The 18,323-nt window shown below is 69.9% G+C and carries 15 protein-coding genes and 1 tRNA gene; 8 read left to right on the forward strand and 8 right to left on the reverse strand.

Annotated elements, in window-relative coordinates:
- Positions 1–134: 134 nt before the first annotated feature.
- The gene (locus ACIBW9_RS22925) at positions 135–566 is read left to right on the forward strand and encodes a hypothetical protein (RefSeq protein WP_398958698.1); all 432 of its coding nucleotides are present in this window, start codon (positions 135–137) and stop codon (positions 564–566) included.
- A gap of 2 nt (positions 567–568) precedes the next feature.
- On the opposite strand, the gene ACIBW9_RS22930 is transcribed toward ACIBW9_RS22925, so the two are convergent.
- A complete protein-coding gene (locus ACIBW9_RS22930; protein ID WP_398957794.1) occupies positions 569–1,330 on the reverse strand; it encodes an SDR family oxidoreductase in 762 nt (253 codons plus the stop codon).
- 159 nt (positions 1,331–1,489) lie between these two features.
- Between ACIBW9_RS22930 and ACIBW9_RS22935 the strand changes: the two genes are divergently transcribed.
- The gene (locus tag ACIBW9_RS22935; RefSeq protein ID WP_398957796.1) at positions 1,490–2,317 is read left to right on the forward strand and encodes a helix-turn-helix transcriptional regulator; all 828 of its coding nucleotides are present in this window, start codon (positions 1,490–1,492) and stop codon (positions 2,315–2,317) included.
- A gap of 337 nt (positions 2,318–2,654) precedes the next feature.
- Here the strand turns inward: ACIBW9_RS22935 and ACIBW9_RS22940 are convergent, their stop codons facing one another.
- Complete coding sequence (locus ACIBW9_RS22940; RefSeq protein WP_398957798.1) at positions 2,655–4,043, reverse strand: cystathionine beta-synthase; 1,389 nt, start codon at positions 4,041–4,043, stop codon at positions 2,655–2,657.
- A gap of 179 nt (positions 4,044–4,222) precedes the next feature.
- Here ACIBW9_RS22940 and ACIBW9_RS22945 point away from each other — a divergent pair, with 179 nt between their 5' ends.
- The 3 genes from ACIBW9_RS22945 (at position 4,223) to ACIBW9_RS22955 (ending at position 7,848) form a co-directional block, all read left to right on the forward strand.
- Complete coding sequence (locus ACIBW9_RS22945) at positions 4,223–5,251, forward strand: SGNH/GDSL hydrolase family protein (protein WP_398957800.1); 1,029 nt, start codon at positions 4,223–4,225, stop codon at positions 5,249–5,251.
- Positions 5,252–5,569: 318 nt separating this feature from the next.
- A complete protein-coding gene (locus ACIBW9_RS22950) occupies positions 5,570–6,787 on the forward strand; it encodes an acetyl-CoA C-acetyltransferase (RefSeq protein WP_398957802.1) in 1,218 nt (405 codons plus the stop codon).
- Between the two features lie 284 nt (positions 6,788–7,071).
- Positions 7,072–7,848: a hypothetical protein gene (locus ACIBW9_RS22955; protein WP_398957804.1), complete on the forward strand. Its 777-nt coding sequence runs from the start codon at positions 7,072–7,074 to the stop codon at positions 7,846–7,848.
- A gap of 3 nt (positions 7,849–7,851) precedes the next feature.
- Here ACIBW9_RS22955 and ACIBW9_RS22960 read toward each other — a convergent pair whose 3' ends face one another.
- On the reverse strand, positions 7,852–8,163 hold the full coding sequence (locus ACIBW9_RS22960; protein WP_398957806.1) for a hypothetical protein: 312 nt from the start codon (positions 8,161–8,163) through the stop codon (positions 7,852–7,854).
- A gap of 105 nt (positions 8,164–8,268) precedes the next feature.
- Here ACIBW9_RS22960 and ACIBW9_RS22965 point away from each other — a divergent pair, with 105 nt between their 5' ends.
- Entirely contained in the window at positions 8,269–8,499 is a 231-nt protein-coding gene (locus ACIBW9_RS22965) for a DUF4287 domain-containing protein (RefSeq protein WP_115907750.1), read from the forward strand.
- A gap of 83 nt (positions 8,500–8,582) precedes the next feature.
- On the opposite strand, the gene ACIBW9_RS22970 is transcribed toward ACIBW9_RS22965, so the two are convergent.
- The 3 genes from ACIBW9_RS22970 to ACIBW9_RS22980 form a co-directional block, all read right to left on the reverse strand.
- Positions 8,583–9,467: a Bax inhibitor-1/YccA family protein gene (locus tag ACIBW9_RS22970; protein WP_398957808.1), complete on the reverse strand. Its 885-nt coding sequence runs from the start codon at positions 9,465–9,467 to the stop codon at positions 8,583–8,585.
- Positions 9,468–9,698: 231 nt separating this feature from the next.
- Entirely contained in the window at positions 9,699–10,874 is a 1,176-nt protein-coding gene (locus tag ACIBW9_RS22975; protein ID WP_398957810.1) for a 4-hydroxybenzoate 3-monooxygenase, read from the reverse strand.
- Positions 10,875–11,056: 182 nt separating this feature from the next.
- Positions 11,057–11,143 (reverse strand) — tRNA-Leu (locus tag ACIBW9_RS22980).
- Between the two features lie 414 nt (positions 11,144–11,557).
- On the opposite strand from ACIBW9_RS22980, the gene ACIBW9_RS22985 reads away from it, so the two are divergent.
- Positions 11,558–12,331, forward strand: a complete 774-nt coding sequence (locus ACIBW9_RS22985; RefSeq protein ID WP_398957812.1) for an ABC transporter ATP-binding protein — start codon at positions 11,558–11,560, stop codon at positions 12,329–12,331.
- On the forward strand, positions 12,331–14,859 hold the full coding sequence (locus tag ACIBW9_RS22990) for an ABC transporter permease (RefSeq protein WP_398957814.1): 2,529 nt from the start codon (positions 12,331–12,333) through the stop codon (positions 14,857–14,859). The genes ACIBW9_RS22985 and ACIBW9_RS22990 overlap by 1 nt, the downstream gene beginning before the upstream one ends.
- Before the next feature lie 58 nt (positions 14,860–14,917).
- Here the strand turns inward: ACIBW9_RS22990 and ACIBW9_RS22995 are convergent, their stop codons facing one another.
- Positions 14,918–16,213 (reverse strand): class I SAM-dependent methyltransferase, encoded by a 1,296-nt coding sequence (locus ACIBW9_RS22995; protein ID WP_398957816.1) that lies wholly within the window; start codon positions 16,211–16,213, stop codon positions 14,918–14,920.
- 204 nt (positions 16,214–16,417) lie between these two features.
- The gene (locus tag ACIBW9_RS23000) at positions 16,418–17,800 is read right to left on the reverse strand and encodes an NAD(P)/FAD-dependent oxidoreductase (RefSeq protein ID WP_398957818.1); all 1,383 of its coding nucleotides are present in this window, start codon (positions 17,798–17,800) and stop codon (positions 16,418–16,420) included.
- Between the last annotated feature and the right edge of the window lie 523 nt (positions 17,801–18,323).

Here is an 18,323-nt window from a genome sequence, read left to right on the forward strand (position 1 = left end):
CCAGCCATCAGCGGGGTCCTGGAGCCGTTCGGTGTCCTCCCGGCCAGCCCCAGCCCCGACAGGGGGGCTATCCCCAGTGCGGTGAGCGCCCCCGCTCCCTAACGTGGGTTCCCATGACGGGAATGGAGACGGGGATGGACGCGCGGGACGCCGAGCTCAAGAAGGAACTCAACGCCACCCTGCAGGCACGCAGGGAACTGGGCGAGGAGTACGAGTCGGCGCTGGTCGACTCGTTCCTGGAGAAGGTCGACCAGCGCATCGACGGCGCGGTGGAGCGCCGGGTGCGCCGGCAGCTCGCCGAGCAGCAGATGGTGGTGGCCCGGGGCTCGCGAGCGCCGAAGCCGCCGACGGACTCCTGGGGCGAGCGCTTCGGCTTCGGCATCGTCTCGCTGGTCCTGGCGATCCCGCTGTCCGCGATCGGCGGCGGCATCGGTCATCTGGCCGGCCTGTTCATCACCTGGGCCGGCATCGTCGGCGTGAACGCCTTCCAGGCCGCCCGCGTCAACCCGGCCCTCTTCGGCCGCCGTCGCCGTTCCGCCAAGGACGAGGACCGTTGGGAGGACTGACCTCACACCTGGCGGGTCGGCAGCACCATGATCTGGCGCAGATTGACGTGCCGGGGACGGCTGCTCACATACGCCACCACATCGGCGACCTCGGCGGCCGACAGCGAGCCCAGCGCCTCGACCATTCCCAGCACCTGCTCCTGCAGCGAGTCGCTGTCGATGTGCTGCGCCAGCTCGGTCTCGGTCAGCCCCGGCTCGATGTTGGTGACGCGCACGTCACGCGGCCCGAACTCACCGCGCAGGGACTGCGAGAGATAGGTGACGGCGGCCTTGGTCGCCCCGTACACCGCGTAGTTGGGGAACGTGATGTGCGCGCCGACGGACGAGATGTTCACGAGGTCGGCGCTGCGGCCGTCGGCGGCCGCGCCCACCAGATCACCGGTGAAGGCGCGGATCACCCGCAGCACACCGCTGACATTGGTGTCGAGCATCCGCTGCCACTCGTCGACCCGCCCGTCGTCGACGGGGTTCGGCAGCATGACACCGGCCGAGTTCACCACCAGGTCGACGGTCCCGTAGGCGGCATGGATCCGCTCGACGGCCGCGTCCACCGACCCGCCGTCGGTCACGTCGGCGACCACGGCGAGCGCCTGCCCGCCGTTCGCCCGGATCTTCGCCACGATCCCGTCCAACCGTTCCCGGCGGCGCGCCAGCAGCGCGACCCTGGCGCCCTGCGCCGCCAGCAGCACGGCGACGGCCTCTCCGATCCCGCTCGCGGCCCCGGTGACGACAGCGGTACGGCCGGCCAGGTTCTCGTACGACATGGGTGCTCCTTGGCAAGGTGGTTCGAGGGAAGCCACCCGGGCATCCGCCCGGCGACACCGACCACCCTGCGCCGCCGCTCCGGCCCTACCCAGGGATGAGCTTTTCCTGGGTCTGCCAGTACCAGGTTCGAATCCCGCCCCTCCCCTACGATCGAACTCATGGACGGGGACCTCGGAGATTTCCTGCGCTCGCGCCGCGCCCGTATCCGGCCCGAGGAGGTGGGGCTGGCCTCGCACGGCCGGCGCCGCGTGCCCGGTCTGCGCCGGGAGGAGGTGGCGCAGCTGGCCGGAGTGAGCGTGGATTACTACATCCGCCTGGAGCAGGGGCGCGGGCCGAGCGTGTCGGACGCGGTGCTGGACGCCATCGCACGCGTGCTGCGGCTGGACGAGGAGGAACACGCGTATCTGTACGCGGTGGCCCGGCCGCAGAAGAAGCGCGAGCGGCGCCGGGCCGCGCCCCGGGTCCGCCCCGGCATCCAGGTGCTGCTCGACGGCATGGCGCACCACCCGGCGTTCGTCCTCGGGCCCGCGATGGACGTCCTGGCCTGGAACGCGCTCGCCGACGCCCTGCTGGGCTTCAGCCGGATGTCGGCCGCCCGGCGCAACATCGCCCGCCATCTGTTCCTGGCCCCCGACGGTCGTACGGTCTACCCCGACTGGGCCGCGGTCGCCGCCCAGACCGTGGCCCATCTGCGGCTGAACGCGGGCGCCCGCCCCGACGACCCCGGTCTGCGCGATCTCGTCGGCGAGCTCTCCCTCAAGAGCGAGGACTTCCGCCGTCTGTGGGCCGACCACCAGGTCAAGGCCTGCATGTACGGGGTCAAACGCGTCCAGCACCCGGTCGCGGGTCTGCTGACGCTGCCGTACGAGTCGCTGACGCTCCCCTCGGAACCGGACCAGACCCTCGTGGCGTACACCCCGGAGGCGGGCTCGGAGACGGCGGAGAGGCTTGCCCTGCTGGGCAGTTGGGCCACCACGGGCGCATAGCCCGGGGGAAAAAGATATGCGCGGGGACCGCCGCACCCCCGTTGCCGGGGGGCGGGACGACGGCGGTCCCCGCGTGGGACGTTGACCGGGTCAGGCCGGGTCTCACGTCCGGGCGTCCATGGAGGTCCGGGAGCCGCTCCGGAGGTCCTTGGACGTTTCGGTGCCGGCCGGGGCGGGGAGCCGCTCCCGCCCTGCCGACACCCACTAATGTGCCGGACCCGTGTTAAGCGTGTGCTGCGTGGACGTGACACGCTCGTACCACTTCGAGGAAGTCCACCACTTCGGTAGGCAAACGGAAGTTCGCCTCCGGCACCCGCCGTTCACCGGACGTTTGCCGCTACTTCCCGCCCTTTGCGAGGAAGGCCAGCAGGTCCTGTCGGCTGACCACACCGGTCGGCTTGCCCTCGACGAGGACGATCGCCGCGTCCGCGGCGCCGAGCACGGACATCAGGTCGCCGACCGGTTCGCCGGAGCCGACCTGGGGCAGCGGGGCCGACATGTGCTTCTCCAGCGGGTCCTCCAGGGAGGCCCGCTTGGTGAACAGGGCGTCGAGCAGCTCGCGCTCCACGACCGAGCCCACGACCTCGGCGGCCATCACGTCCGGGTGACCGGCGCCCGGCTTCACGATCGGCATCTGGGAGACGCCGTACTCGCGCAGCACCTCGATGGCCTGCCCGACCGTCTCGTCCGGGTGCATGTGGACGAGGGAGGGGATGGCGCCGTGCTCCTTGTCGTTCAGGACGTCCCCGACGCGGGCGCTCGGGCCCTCGTCCTCCAGGAAGCCGTAGTCGGCCATCCACTCGTCGTTGAAGATCTTGCTGAGGTACCCGCGTCCGCTGTCCGGCAGCAGCACCACCACGACGCCGTTCTCGTCCAGCCGTTCGGCGACCCGCAGGGCCGCCACCACCGCCATGCCGCAGGAGCCGCCGACGAGCAGCCCCTCCTCCTTGGCGAGCCGGCGGGTCATCTGGAAGGAGTCCTTGTCGGAGACCGCGACGATCTCGTCGGCGACGGTCCGGTCGTAGGCGGTGGGCCAGAAGTCCTCACCCACACCCTCCACGAGGTACGGCCGCCCGGAGCCGCCCGAGTAGACGGACCCCTCGGGGTCGGCGCCCACGACCCGGACGGAGCCGTCGCTCACGTCCTTGAGGTACCGCCCGGTGCCGGAGATGGTGCCGCCGGTGCCCACGCCCGCCACGAAGTGGGTGATCTTCCCCTCCGTCTGCTCCCACAGCTCGGGGCCGGTGGAGTGGTAGTGGGAGAGCGGGTTGTTGGGGTTGGAGTACTGGTCGGGCTTCCACGCGCCCGGCGTCTCACGCACCAGCCGGTCGGAGACGTTGTAGTACGAGTCCGGGTGCTCGGGGTCGACGGCCGTCGGGCAGACCACGACCTCCGCCCCGTACGCCCGCAGCACGTTGATCTTGTCGGTGCTCACCTTGTCGGGGCACACGAAGATGCACTTGTACCCCTTCTGCTGCGCCACGATGGCCAGGCCGACGCCGGTGTTCCCGCTGGTCGGCTCCACGATCGTCCCGCCGGGCTTGAGCGCGCCGCTCTCCTCCGCCGCCTCGATCATGCGCAGGGCGATGCGGTCCTTCACGGAGCCGCCGGGGTTGAAGTACTCGACCTTGGCCAGGACGGTCGCCCGAATGCCCTTGGTCACGCTGTTGAGCCTCACCAGCGGGGTGTTGCCGACGAGACTGATCATCGAGTCGTGGAAATGCACCGTTGTCTCCGGATGCTTGCAAAAGAAGTGGTCGTGATTGTCCCGCCAGCCTACGGCCCGGGGGAGCTGGGGGGTCTGGGGGTTTCCCCCAGAAGGCACAGCACGCGCCGTTGAGATTGGCGAACGGCCGGTACGGGGCAAGGAGTGGATGTACGGCTTCAAGGAGGTGGCGGCGGCGTATGACGAGCATGTCGAGGGCGAGGGTGGCCCGGCGGATCGCGGCCGGCGCGGCATACGGCGGTGGCGGGATCGGGCTGGCCGGCGCGGCCGCCGTCGGTCTGCTGCTGGCGGAGGTACGGATGGCCAGGCGCCATGTGGGCAACGGCTCCGGCGGCCGGGTCCCCGTGGCGGACGGCCTGTACGGCACCACGTACGCCGTCCCCGGCGAACCGCCCCTGCGCCTGACGATGCTCGGTGACTCGACGGCGGCGGGGCAGGGCGTGCACCGGGCGAGCCAGACGCCGGGCGCGCTGCTGGCCTCCGGGCTGTCCGCGGTGGCGGAACGCCCGGTGGAACTCCACAACGTGGCCCTCCCGGGGGCCACGTCCGACGACCTGGACCGGCAGGTGGCGCTGGTCCTGGCGAATCCCGCGCTGGTGCCGGACATCTGCGTGATCATGATCGGCGCGAACGACGTCACCCACCGGATGCCACCGACCCGTTCGGTGCGTCACCTCTCGGCGACGGTACGGCGGCTGCGGACGGCCGGTGCGGAGGTGGTGGTCGGCACCTGTCCCGACCTGGGCACGGTGGAGCGGGTCCAGCAGCCCCTGCGCTGGCTGGCCCGCAGGGCCTCCCGCCAACTGGCGGCGGCCCAGACGATCGGCACGGTGGAACAGGGCGGGCGCACGGTGTCGCTGGGCGACCTGCTCGGTCCGGAGTTCGCGGCGAACCCCCGTGAGCTGTTCGGCCCCGACAACTACCACCCCTCGGCCGAGGGGTACGCCACCGCCGCGATGGCGGTACTGCCGACGGTCTGTGCGGCCCTGGAGCTGTGGCCGGCCGAGGAGGAGCGGCCCGACGTCACGCGCCGCGAAGGCTTCCTGCCGGTGGCCAAGGCGGCCGCGGAGGCCGCCTCGGAGGCGGGCACAGAGGTCACGGCAGCCATGCCGACGGGCCCCCGGGGCCCATGGGCCCTCCTCAAGCGGCGCCGCCGCCGCCGCGTCCCGGAGCCGGAACGGGCCCCCGTACAGCAGCCGTCCCAGTGATCTCGCCCCGCCGCCCCTTCCCATTCCCGTCCCTGGGGGCTGCCGCCCCCAGACCCCCGCTTTCGGCCTGAACGGCCTCGTCCTCAAACGCCGGAGGGGCTGAGATGGCTGAGCCGACTTCAGCCCCTCCGGCGTTTGAGGAGCGGGGGTCCGGGGGCTGGCCCCGGGTCGGGACGGGAAGGGGCGGCGGGGCCGCAAAAAGCAAGCGCTTAGAAAATTGCGGTCAGGGTCACACGGCGACACCCGTGACCCAAGCCATACGTACGGGTAACTTCCCAACCAGCCCTGCCCGACCCCCGTAACGCCAATGGAGCCGTGATGCCCGAAGCCGTGATCGTCTCGACCGCCCGCTCCCCCATCGGCCGCGCCGTCAAGGGCTCCCTGAAGGACCTGCGTCCCGACGACCTGACCGCCACGATCATCCAGGCCGCCCTCGCCAAGGTGCCCGAACTGGACCCGCGCGACATCGACGACCTGCACCTCGGCTGCGGCCTCCCCGGCGGCGAGCAGGGTCACAACCTGGGCCGGATCGTCGCCGTACAGATGGGCATGGACCACCTGCCGGGCTGCACCATCACCCGTTACTGTTCCTCCTCGCTCCAGACGAGCCGCATGGCCCTGCACGCCATCAAGGCCGGCGAGGGCGACGTCTTCATCTCGGCCGGCGTCGAGATGGTCTCCCGCTACGCCAACGGCAGCTCCGACATGCCCAGCGGCCGCAACCCCCTCTTCGCCGAGGCCGAGGCCCGCACCGAGGCCGTCGCCCAGCAGGAGGGCACCACCTGGCACGACCCGCGCGAGGACGGCCTGCTCCCCGACCCCTACATCGCGATGGGTCAGACCGCGGAGAACCTCGCCCGCCTCAAGGGCATCACCCGCCAGGACATGGACGAGTTCGGCGTCCGCTCCCAGAACCTCGCCGAGGAAGCCATCAAGAACGGCTTCTGGGAGCGCGAGATCACCCCGGTCACCCTCCCCGACGGCACGGTCGTCAGCAAGGACGACGGCCCCCGCGCCGGCGTCACCCTGGAGGGCGTCGCGGGCCTCAAGCCCGTCTTCCGCCCCGACGGCCTGGTCACCGCCGGCAACTGCTGCCCGCTGAACGACGGCGCCGCCGCGGTCGTCATCATGAGCGACACCAAGGCCCGCGAGCTCGGCCTCACCCCGCTCGCCCGCATCGTGTCCACCGGCGTCTCGGGCCTGTCCCCGGAGATCATGGGCCTCGGCCCGGTCGAGGCCTCGCAGCGGGCCCTGCGCCTGGCCGGCCTCACCATCGACGACATCGACCTGGTCGAGATCAACGAGGCCTTCGCCGCCCAGGTGATCCCCTCCTACCGCGACCTGAACATCCCGCTGGAGAAGCTGAACGTCAACGGCGGCGCCATCGCCGTCGGCCACCCCTTCGGCATGACCGGCGCCCGTATCACCGGCACGCTCATCAACTCCCTCCAGTTCCACGACAAGCAGTTCGGTCTGGAGACGATGTGCGTCGGCGGCGGCCAGGGCATGGCGATGGTCATCGAGCGCCTCAGCTGAACCCCTGAGCGAACCTCTCGGTAGTCAACTCGGCACCCACCGTGAACAGATGGCCCGGAGTCCGGGAAACCCCGGCCCTCCGGGCCATTTTGTGATCCAATCTCCCCCAGGATGTGACCTATCTCCCTTAGATGGGGGATTTATGCAGGTCAATGCGGGCGCGCCACTAAACCGCGGACCCAAAGTCCTGCCCGTTTCGTGACGTTACGCACTGACAGCTGGTTAGTCCGCCCTTCAAGCTGATGTAGGAAGTCGGGGGTCGACTTTGAACCGGGAGTACGTCAGTGAGCGCCATGCCGATCACCTTGCTGGTCATCACGGCCGCCACGGGCGCCGTGGGCGTCGCCGTCCTGCGGACGCTCATGGTGTTGCGCCGTGAGGTCGCGGCACTGCACACCCAGCTCGCCGAGCACCGCACCGCCCGCGGTCTGGTGCCGGCCGCCCGCCCTTCCTCGGAGGCCGACGACATACGTGCCGCGGTGGCCGAGGCGCTCGCCGAGGAGCGTGAGCGCGAGCTGGCCGAGGCGCGCGCCTTCTGGGCCGCCCAGGAGGCCCGTGACGCCTCCGACGCACCCTCGCTGCTGGGCCTCGCGGACAGCGAGCTGTTCCTGCCCCGGCAGGCCGACTTCATGGGCCTGGAGCCGGTGAGCGAGCCGTCCGCGGACGCCGACGAGTTCGCGGGTGACTCCGCGGAACTGGCCGCGGCCCGCCGCCGCCACCCCTCCCACCCGGACTTCGTCCCGGTCCAGTCACCGGTCGTGAACGACCACGAGCGCACGGTGGCCACCCTCGAGGAACTCGCCGCCTCCCGCGTGGAGCTGGCCGACGTCCGCCCGGGCCCCCTGGGCACCCTCGACGTCTACGTCTTCGCCGACGGCACCACCCTCTGCATGACCCCGGGCCACCGCGAAACGGCGGAGCGCCTCGCGGCGGCCCTGCGCGCGGGCGAATCCCCGGTCCTGCTGGGCGGCTCGGGCATCTCGGGCGCGTACACGCTGACGTTCGAGTGCGGCGAGGAGAACGTCTACATCCTGGCGGACAGGGTCATAGCGTCCCTGTAGGGATCACACCCCGGCGCGTTTCTGCGCCTCCTCCACCAACCGCAGAGCTTCCGCCACCTGGCCCTCGTCACTGAGCACGAGGGCCAAGTCATGCACGGCGACGGTGATTTGGTCCGCGGCGGCGAACATCCCGGCGTCGGGCATCTCCCGGGGCTCCGTCCCGGGTTCCTCCACGGCCTGGGCGCGCCGGGCCATCTCCCTGGCCAGTTCCAGGGCCTCGGCGGCGGCGCCCCGCTGCAGCCGACTCTGAGGTGCGGCCCTCAAACGGTCGGCGAAGTGATCAACGGCACGAGTCAAGGGCGTCGTATCAACCACGAAGTGGAGCGTACGCGTCGCATCCCGAGTGTTGCCAACGGGCGAACGCTCAGGCACGGTGACCTGAAGGACCGGCTTACATCCCCTTTGCGTCCGGAGGCGCCGATGTCCCAAGTCTTCTCCGAGGAGACCCATCGCAACCTGCTAGCCCGCATCCCCCACTGCACCGGCCGTGAGGTCTCCGACTGGCTGCGCGCCGTCGAGGAAGGCCCGGCTCTCTTCAACTTCGAGGAGAAGGTCAGCTGGCTCCGCCACGAGCACAATCTGGCGTACGGCCATGCCAAGGCGATTGTTCATGAGTACGACCTGAGGAGGGCCGCGCGCAAATTCCTCTAGGCGCGCACTGGACGACGGCAAAGGGCCCCGGGTATGAACCCGGGGCCCTTTGTTGCTGACGGCCCGATCAGGGCCGTCGGCGACTAGTCGTTGCTGTTCAGGATCGCGAGGATCCGCAGGAACTCCATGTAGATCCACACCAGCGTCAGCGTCAGACCGAAGGCCGCCAGCCACGCCTCGTTCTTCGGCGCGCCGTAGGCGATGCCGTCCTCGACCTGCTTGAAGTCCAGGGCGAGGAAGCAGGCGCCGAGGATGACGCCGACGACGCCGAAGAAGATGCCGAGCCCACCGCTGCGGAAGCCGAGGCCGTCACCGCCGCCGAAGACGGCGAACAGCAGGTTCACCATCATCAGCAGCACGAAGCCGAGCGAGGCCGCCATCACGAAGCCGTAGAAGCGGCGGTTGACGCGGATCCAGCCGGCCTTGTAGGCGATCAGCACCGCGGCGAAGACCGCCATCGTGCCGATCACGGCCTGCATGGCCGCGCCGCTCGCGATGCGGTTGTCGACGATGCTGGAGACGACGCCGAGGAAGACACCCTCGAATGCGGCGTACGACAGGATCAGCGCCGGCGAGGCCGTCCGCTTGAAGGACTGGACGAACGCCAGGACCATGCCGATCAGCGCGGCGCCGATGCCGATGCCGTAGGACCGGCTGATGTGGGCGTCGTCGACCGGCAGCAGCGCCCAGGCGAGCGCGGCCGTCACGATCAGCGTGCCGAGCGTGGACGCCGTGCGCAGCACGACGTCGTCCATCGTCATCCGGCCGGTGGTGGCCGGCGCCTGCGGCGGCGCACCCGCCTGCTGGGCGTAGGGGTTGGTGGCGTACGGGTTGCCGGTCGGCTGGGCGTACGGGTTGCCCTGCGTGGCGACGGCGGGGCCCCCGGCCTGCGGCGCGGCGTTGAAGCCCGCGTAGCCGTTGTCGCGGCTGAACCCCCGTCGCGAGAAGACCGGGTTTCTGCTCCTCATTGCACTCCTCCATGGCCGCCGTGCGCGGCCTTGAGCATCAAGGGTAATGGGTAGGCAAAGGATTGACCCTAGTGCTTGGGGAGGATCTTTCCCTCGTCGTGGTGCGCAACACGCTACGCGGATCCGTGATTCCCCTCACCGCGGGGCCCCATTCATGACCAAGCTGCGACATGGCCGGAACCCGCCGGAGATCAGCTGCTTACGCCGTCCGTATGTCGGACCGCCTGTACATCAGTGCAGCGGGAAGCCCGTGTAGCCCTCGGCGAGGTCGGTCTCGGCCGCCCGCGAGGAGGCGATGCGTTCCAGCCGGGCGAGCTGCAGCCGGTCCTCGAAGGGCGTGGCCCCGGGGGCGCGGTGCAGCAGGGTCGTCATGTCGTACGAGAACCGCTCGGCCTGCCAGACGCGGCGCAGACAGGTCTCGGAGTAGGCGTCGAGCAGCTCTGCCGAACCGGTCTCCTTCTGGTGGGTCAGCGCCCGCGCGAACGTCACGACGTCCCCCACGGCCAGGTTCAGCCCCTTCGCTCCGGTCGGCGGCACGATGTGCGCCGCGTCCCCGGCGAGGAAGAGCCGCCCGTGGCGCATGGGCTCGTGGACGTAGGACCGCATGGGGGTCACCGACTTCTGGGTGATCGGCCCACGCTCCAGCCGCCAGTCGTCCTCGGTCTCGAAGCGGCGCTCCAGCTCGGCCCAGATCTCCTCGTCCCCCCACTCCTCGGCGTCCGTGCCCTCGGGCACCTGGAGGTAGAGACGGGAGACGGACGGGGAGCGCATGGACAACAGGGCGAAGCCGCGGTCATGGCGGGCGTAGACGAGCTCGTCGTGCGAGGGCGGCACGTCGGCGAGGATGCCGAGCCAGCCGAAGGGGTACGTCCGCTCGAAGACGCGGGTGAGCTCGGCGGGGACCGCCTTGCGGGCCACCCCCCAGAAGCCGTCGCAGCCGACGACGTAGTCGCACTCCAGGACGGACTCACGGCCCTCGTGCCGGAACCGGACGGACGGGCTTTCGGTGTCCGCGCCCTCGACGGCCAGCGCCTCCGCCTCGAACAGCAACGGGCCGCCCTCCTTCAGCTGGAGGGCGATGAGGTCCTTGCACACCTCGGTCTGGGCGTAGACCATCACCGACCGGCCGCCGGTGAGGGCGGGGAAGTCGACCCGGTGGCGCTTCTTCGCGTACCGCAGCTCGATGCCGTCGTGGCGCAGCCCCTCGCGGTCCATGCGCTCGGCGGCCCCGGCCGCGCGCAGCACGTCCACCGTCCCCTGCTCCAGGATCCCGGCGCGCTGGCGCTGCTCGACGTAGGCGCGGTCGCGGCTCTCGAGCACGACCGAGTCGATACCGGCGTTGTGGAGCAGCCGGGCGAGGAGGAGACCGGCTGGGCCGGCTCCGATGATGCCGACGGTGGTGCGCATCCCTGCATCCTTTGGTCGTCGCGTTGGAGGCGTTCGCTTTGCCTGTCGCTTTGTTCGTGGAGTGAAATTTACTTCACCGAATTGCTGACGTGAGTTTCCGTCCGCTCAGGCCCGATGTCAACGGGTCGCGCGGTGAAGTCTTCAATGCAGGGTGCAGGGATCGCCACGCATCGACGACATGGTGGTGCCCGGAGCCGGACTTGAACCGGCACGCCCGCGTAGGGGCAGCGAGGTTTAAGCTCGCCGTGTCTGCATTCCACCATCCGGGCAGGCCATGGGCTCCGCGTCGAGGTTCCGAGCCTATCGGGATACATCCCCCGAACAGCGGAACGGCGGACCGATGTTGTCTTATTTTATTGACGTCTGAGGGTGCATCAGCCCATGGAACGGGCCATCCGCACTTGCCAATAGCCTTGCGTGCGACGGTCGACGGTGCATGCGGAATGACGGAATTTCACCGCCCGAACGAGGGTGCTCCACCGGTTCTCGACGGGACCGTCCGCCGGGGGCGTGGGGAGGCGTGGAGTCAGGGATCCCCGTCATCCCCAGGTATGACACGGCGGACCCGGGTCCCTCCGAAGTCGCCCCCGGGAACCGGAACAGCGGCTGACTCCACGGCAGACTCCGGCCACCACGATGGAACACGTCCCTTCAAGACGTCGTCCCACGAGGAGTTCCTGCCCGTGACCACCACACCCGTCGCCGACCGGTCGACCACCACCGTGGCCGCACAAGCCACGGATCTGTCGAAGATCTACGGACAGGGCGAGACCCAGGTGGTCGCCCTCGACCGGGTCTCCGTCGACTTCCGGCAGGCCGAGTTCACCGCGATCATGGGCCCCTCCGGGTCGGGCAAGTCCACGCTGATGCACTGTGTGGCCGGTCTCGACACCTTCTCCTCCGGCTCGGTGCGCATCGGCGAGACCGAGCTGGGCTCGCTCAAGGACAAGCAGCTCACCAAGTTGCGCCGGGACAAGATCGGCTTCATCTTCCAGGCGTTCAACCTGCTGCCGACGCTGACGGCCCTGGAGAACATCACCCTGCCGATGGACATCGCGGGCCGTAAGCCCGACCGGCAGTGGCTGGAGCGGGTCATCGACATGGTGGGGCTGCGGGACCGCCTCGGTCACCGCCCGGCCCAGCTCTCCGGCGGCCAGCAGCAGCGCGTGGCCGTGGCCCGCGCGCTCGCCTCCCGGCCGGACATCATCTTCGGCGACGAGCCCACCGGAAACCTCGACTCCCGCTCCGGCGCCGAGGTACTGGGCTTCCTGCGCAACTCCGTACGGGAGTTGGGGCAGACGGTGGTCATGGTGACCCACGACCCGGTGGCGGCGGCGTACGCGGACCGGGTGGTGTTCCTGGCGGACGGGCAGATCGTCGACCACATGCTCAAGCCGACAGCCGACAACGTGCTCGACTTCATGAAGCAGTTCGACGCGAAGGGCCGCACCAGCTGATGTTCCGCACAGCACTGCGCAACGTCTTCGCGCACAAGGCCAGGCTGCTGATGACCGTGCTCGCCGTGATGCTCGGCGTCGCGTTCGTGTCCGGCACGCTGGTCTTCACCAACACCATCTCCGACGCCTACCAGAACAGTTCGGCCAAGGGCTTCGACCGGGTCGACGTGGCCGTGCGAGCCAAGTCCCAGGAGGACAAGGGCAACACCATCAGCCAGACGCCCGAGCTGACCCAGGCCATGCTCGACCGGAGCGCGAAGGTGCCGGGGGCCGCGTCCGCGGTCGGCGTCGTGAGCGGCTTCACCGCCATCGCCGACAAGGACGGCAAGCTCATCGGCGGTGGCTTCCAGTCACAGGGCGGCAACTACTGGGGCGACAAGGACGCCCGCTACCCGCTGAAGTCCGGCAGCGCGCCGCACGGCGCGGACCAGGTCGCCATCGACGCGAGGACGGCCGAGCGCGCCGGGTACAAGGTCGGTGACAAGGTGCGGCTCTCGGTCGACGGGCCGGTGCTCACCCCCACCATCACCGGCGTCTTCACCACTGACGACGGCAACGTCGCCGCGGGCGGCAGCCTCGCCCTCTACGACACCGCCACCGCCCAGAAGCTGTTCGGCAAGCCGGGCACCTACGACGAGATCGATGTGAAGGCCGCCTCCGGCACTTCCCAGACCGCCCTGAAGGCCGGGCTGGACGAGGCGCTCGGGACGAAGCTCGTCGAGACCACCACCGGCAAGAAGCTCGCCGCCGACCAGGCCGAGCAGATCTCCTCGTCGATGAGCGGGCTGAAGCAGGGCCTGCTGGTCTTCGCCGGCATCGCGCTGTTCGTCGGCACGTTCATCATCGCCAACACCTTCACCATGCTGGTCGCCCAGCGCACCAAGGAACTGGCCCTGCTGCGTGCCGTCGGCGCCTCCCGCCGCCAGGTCACCCGGTCCGTGCTGATCGAGGCCTTCGTGGTCGGCGTGGTGGCGGGCGTCACCGGGCTGGTCGCGGGCATCGGCATCGGCGCCGGGCTGCGCTCCCTGATGAGCACGCTGGGCGCCACCGTCCCGGACGGGCCGCTGGTCGTCTCGCCCGGCACGGTCGCGAGCGCCCTCGCGGTGGGCGTCGTCATCACCATGCTGGCCGCCTGGCTGCCCGGCCGCCGGGCCGCGAAGATCCCGCCGGTCGCCGCGATGAGCAGCGTGCACGCGAAGGCGACCACCAAGTCGCTGGTGCTGCGCAACACCCTGGGCGCGCTGTTCAGCGCCGCGGGCGTCGCGACCGTCCTGGCGGCCACGACGATGGACGGCTCGGACGGCCAGGCGCCGATGGGTCTCGGCGCGGTCCTGCTCATCATCGGCGTCTTCATCCTCACGCCGTTGCTGTCCCGCCCGCTGATCGCGGCCGCGGCTCCGGTCCTGCGCGTCTTCGGCGTCTCGGGCAAGCTGGCCCGGCAGAACTCGGTGCGCAACCCGCGCCGTACGGCCGCCACCGCCTCCGCGCTGATGATCGGGCTCACCCTGATCACCGGTATGACGGTGATGGCGGGCAGCCTGCAGAAGTCGATCGACAAGATGGCCTCGTCCGCCATCAAGGCCGACTACGTCGTCTCCATGGCGAACGGCAACGAGCTCTCCCCGGACGTCGACAACAAGCTGGACGCCACCGCCGGAGTGACCGCTACCAGCCCCCTGCGCAACGTCTATTCGCGCATCGACGGCACGGGCGAGTCCCTGACCGGCGTGAACGGCCCGGCGATCGCCCGGCTGACGGACCTCAAGGTCAAGGGCGGCACCTTCAAGGTGGGCGGCACTCAGGTCGTCGCCGACGAGGACACTGCCAAGTCCCACGGCTGGAAGGCTGGTTCTTCCTTCACCGCGCACTACGAGGACGGCAGGTCCTCCCGTCTGACGGTCTCCGGGATCTACGAGGGCAACGACCTGATCCGGGGCATCCTGCTCGACAAGAACGTCGTCACCCCCCACATGACCGACCCGGGCGACATGCGGGTCCTGGTCAGGACGGCGGACGGCGCCTCCGATGCGGCCAAGGACAAGCTGGTCAAGGCCCTCGGCACCAACCCGGCCATCAAGGTCCAGAGCAAGCAGGACCTGTCGAACGACATCGCGCAGATGTTCACCCTGATGCTGAACATGCTCTACGGCCTGCTCGCCATGGCGGTGATCGTCGCGGTCCTCGGTGTCATCAACACCCTGGCCATGTCGGTCTTCGAGCGCTCGCAGGAGATCGGCATGCTCCGCGCGATCGGCCTGGACCGCAAGGGCATCAAGCGGATGGTCCGTCTGGAGTCCCTCGTCATCTCGCTCTTCGGCGGCGTGCTCGGCATCGGCCTGGGCGTGTTCTTCGGCTGGGCGGCCGGTGAACTCCTCGGCACCAAGATGGCGACGTACGAACTGCTCCTGCCCTGGACCCGGATGGCCGTCTTCCTGCTGCTGGCGGCGACGGTCGGTGTCCTGGCGGCCCTGTGGCCGGCCCGCCGGGCGGCACGGCTCAACATGCTGACGGCGATCAAGTCGGAGTAGCGGTCCGACGCTCGGGCCCCGTTCGCTCGTCGAGCGGGGCCCTTCGTACGTACGGGACTCACGTCCCCCAGGTGCGGGCGCGCAACGGCATCCCGGACTCCCCGCCCTCGGGTGTCCGCACGGCCAGCACCTGGTTGACGCCGATGCGGTTGCGCTCGAAGGCGAGGGCGGAGGCGGCCATGTACAGCCGCCAGACGCGGGCGCGGCCGGGCCCCGCCAACCGCATCGCGCGCGCCCAGTCGGCCTCCAGATTGGCCACCCAGCGGCGCAGGGTGAGCCCGTAGTGCTCCCGGATCGCCTCCACGTCCCGCACCTCGAACCCGGCGCGCTCCAGCTGCCCGACGGTGCTGCCGAGGGGGGCGAGTTCACCGTCGGGGAAGACATAGGCGTCGATGAACGCGTCGACGCTGTACGACGATTCGTCGCGCTGCGGCCGCCGTGCGATCTGGTGGTTGAGCAGCCGCCCGCCGGGCTTCAGGAGGCGGTACAGGTCCTCGGCGTACTCCAAGTATCTTTCGGCGCCCACGTGTTCGGCCATGCCGACGGAGGAGATGGCGTCGTAGGGGCCGTCGGGGACGTCCCGGTAGTCCTGCACCCGGATCTCGACCCGGTCGGTCAGCCCCTCGTCCGCGACGCGCTTGCGGGCGTACGCGGCCTGCTCCTGCGACAGCGTGATGCCGACGACGTTCACGCCGTACTCGCGGGCGGCGTGGATGGCCAGGGAGCCCCAGCCGCAGCCGACGTCGAGCAGCCGCTGACCCGCCGTCAGGTCGAGCTTGCGGCAGATGAGTTCGAGCTTGTCGCGCTGGGCTTCTTCCAGGGTGGCGTCGGGGGCGGGCCAGTAGGCGCACGAGTAGACCATGGACGGGCCGAGGACGATCTCGTAGAAGTCGTTGCCGACGTCGTAGTGGTGACTGATGGCGCGCCGGTCGCTGCGCTTGGTGTGCAGATGGGTGCGGGCCCTGCGGACCTCCTCGCGGGGCGGGGCGGGCGGCAGCGGAAGCCCGGCGATCTTCACCAGGCCGCGGGCGGCGGCGCGCACCTCGGGGTCGCGCACCATCTGCAGCAGGCTCCTGGCGTCCTCCCCGCGCTCCCACACGAGCTCCGACATCAGGTCGAGGGCGGCGTAGAGATCCCCCTCGATGTCCAGGTCCCCGGCGACCCAGGCGCGGGCGAGCCCCAGCTCCCCCGGCTTGAACAGCAGCCGCCGTACCGCGCGCCGATTCCGCACGACCAGCGCCGGTGCGCCCGGCGGCCCTGCCTGCGAACCGTCCCAGGCGCGGATGCGCACCGGGAGCGGGACCCCCAGCAACTGTTCGACGAGGCTCTTCAGCCGCTGCGCGGCGTCGGCCATGGTGCACACCTCCGTGACAGCACTCCCGGAATGTCCAACACCACGTATAAACAAAAAGGGGGTGCGGCGCAGTCCCCCGTTGGCGTTTGTCTTTCAGCCCGTCCGGCGTGCGAGGTCCCGGGGCGCAGCCCCCGGGAACGCCGAAAGACCCCCCGCACCACGGACGGCGGGAGGTCTTTCGGTCGGATCAGCGACCGGAACCGGTCAGGAGGCCTTGGCCTCGGTCTTCTCCTTGGGCGCGGCGGCGACCGGGGCCGGCTTCGCGGCCTCGTAGAACTCCTCGCGCGGGTGCTCCATCGCGCCGAGGGAGACGACCTCGCGCTTGAGGAACATGCCGAGGGTCCAGTCGGCGAACACGCGCACCTTGCGGTTCCAGGTCGGCATGGCCAGACCGTGGTAGCCGCGGTGCATGTACCAGGCGAGACGGCCCTTGAGCTTGATCTTCATCTTGCCCATGACGATCATCGCGACGCCCTTGTGCAGGCCGAGACCCGCGACGGCGCCCTTGTTGCCGTGGCTGTACTCCTTCTGCGGGAAGCCCCGCATACCGGAGATCACGTTGTCGCCGAGGACCTTGGCCTGACGCAGCGCGTGCTGGGCGTTGGGCGGGCACCAGGCGTTCTCGTTGCCCGCCTTGCGGCCGACCAGGTCCGGGACCTGAGCGTTGTCACCGGCGGCCCAGATGTAGTCGGTGCCCTGGACCTGGAGGGTCGGGGCGCAGTCGACGTGACCGCGGGGGCCGAGCGGCAGGCCGTAGCGGGACAGGACCGGGTTCGGCTTGACGCCGGCGGTCCACACGATGGTGCTGGAGTCGACCTCGAGGCCGTTCTTCAGCACGACGTGGCCGTCGACGCAGGAGTCCATCGAGGTGGAGAGGTAGATCTCCACACCGCGGCTCTCCAGGTGCTCCTTGCCGTAGGCGCCCAGCTTGGGGCCGACCTCGGGGAGGATCTTGTCGGCGGCGTCGACGAGGATGAAGCGCATGTCCTCGCGGGACACGTTCTTGTAGTACTTGGCCGCGTCGCGGGCCAGGTCCTCGACCTCACCGATGGTCTCGGCGCCGGCGAAGCCACCGCCGACGAAGACGAAGGTGAGCGCCTTGCGGCGGATCTCCTCGTCGGTCGTGGAGTCGGCCTTGTCCAGCTGCTCGAGGACGTGGTTGCGCAGGCCGATGGCCTCCTCGATGCCCTTCATACCGATGCCCTGCTCGGCGAGGCCGGGGATCGGGAAGGTGCGGGAGACCGCGCCGAGCGCGATCACCAGGTAGTCGAAGGGCAGCTCGTACGCCTCGCCGACCAGCGGGGCGATCGTGGCGACCTTGCGGTCCTGGTCGATGGTGGTGACCCGGCCGGTGAGGACCTCCGCCTTCGGCAGCACGCGTCGCAGCGGGACGACGACGTGGCGCGGGGAGATGTTGCCGGCGGCGGCTTCGGGGAGGAAGGGCTGGTAGGTCATGTACGACCGGGGGTCGACGACCGTGACGGTCGCCTCTCCGTAGCGCATCTTCTTGAGGATGCGCCGAGCTGCGTACAGGCCTACGTACCCACCGCCTACTACGAGGATCCTGGGACGCTCCGTGGTGCTCATGCCATCGAGTATCCACCTGCCCCAGGGGGGTCGCTCGTGCGCCCCTTCACAAGCTCTTGCAGGGGGTGTGTTATCCTTCGCGACTCGCTGTCGCGGGGCGGGTCGCGGCGGGGTCTCCGCGGGGCGGTACGTCCCGTTGTCAATGCCGCGTGAGCTGCCTCTCCGCACCATCGGGGGGGGTCGTGAGCCCTCCGTGACACCGCCTCGTGAGCGCCCTCCAGGGAAGCTTCCCCTACCCCTTCTGAACACGTTCAAGGGCCTGTTGGGACCCCGGAAGGCCCAACCGGGCCTTTTTCGTGCTTCCACAGGGCGGAATTCCTTGTGAAGAACTTCACGAACTTTCCTGGCGGCGTGTCGCCAGGAGGCCCCGAAAGGCCCCCTGGACACGCTCATACGCTATCCGACCTGCTCGTCCGAGAGCTACCCATCAGTAACAATCGAGACCTACGCCACGGCCGGAGGAGTGGGCACGAAAGCCCTCCTCCATGACTTCTCCAACAAAGACCACAAGTCGTTCACATCG

The organism is Streptomyces sp. NPDC049541 (assembly GCF_044465725.1).
Lineage (GTDB): Bacteria > Actinomycetota > Actinomycetes > Streptomycetales > Streptomycetaceae > Streptomyces.

Bases quoted from the DNA above. Each gene is read 5' to 3' on its own strand.
- ACIBW9_RS22925 (WP_398958698.1), top strand. From the start codon at position 135: ATGGACGCGCGGGACGCCGAGCTCAAGAAGGAACTCAACGCCACCCTG.
- ACIBW9_RS22930 (WP_398957794.1), bottom strand. From the start codon at position 1,330: ATGTCGTACGAGAACCTGGCCGGCCGTACCGCTGTCGTCACCGGGGCC.
- ACIBW9_RS22935 (WP_398957796.1), top strand. From the start codon at position 1,490: ATGGACGGGGACCTCGGAGATTTCCTGCGCTCGCGCCGCGCCCGTATC.
- ACIBW9_RS22945 (WP_398957800.1), top strand. From the start codon at position 4,223: ATGACGAGCATGTCGAGGGCGAGGGTGGCCCGGCGGATCGCGGCCGGC.
- ACIBW9_RS22950 (WP_398957802.1), top strand. From the start codon at position 5,570: ATGCCCGAAGCCGTGATCGTCTCGACCGCCCGCTCCCCCATCGGCCGC.
- ACIBW9_RS22965 (WP_115907750.1), top strand. From the start codon at position 8,269: ATGTCCCAAGTCTTCTCCGAGGAGACCCATCGCAACCTGCTAGCCCGC.
- ACIBW9_RS22970 (WP_398957808.1), bottom strand. From the start codon at position 9,467: ATGAGGAGCAGAAACCCGGTCTTCTCGCGACGGGGGTTCAGCCGCGAC.
- ACIBW9_RS22975 (WP_398957810.1), bottom strand. From the start codon at position 10,874: ATGCGCACCACCGTCGGCATCATCGGAGCCGGCCCAGCCGGTCTCCTC.
- ACIBW9_RS22990 (WP_398957814.1), top strand. From the start codon at position 12,331: ATGTTCCGCACAGCACTGCGCAACGTCTTCGCGCACAAGGCCAGGCTG.
- ACIBW9_RS22995 (WP_398957816.1), bottom strand. From the start codon at position 16,213: ATGGCCGACGCCGCGCAGCGGCTGAAGAGCCTCGTCGAACAGTTGCTG.
- ACIBW9_RS23000 (WP_398957818.1), bottom strand. From the start codon at position 17,800: ATGAGCACCACGGAGCGTCCCAGGATCCTCGTAGTAGGCGGTGGGTAC.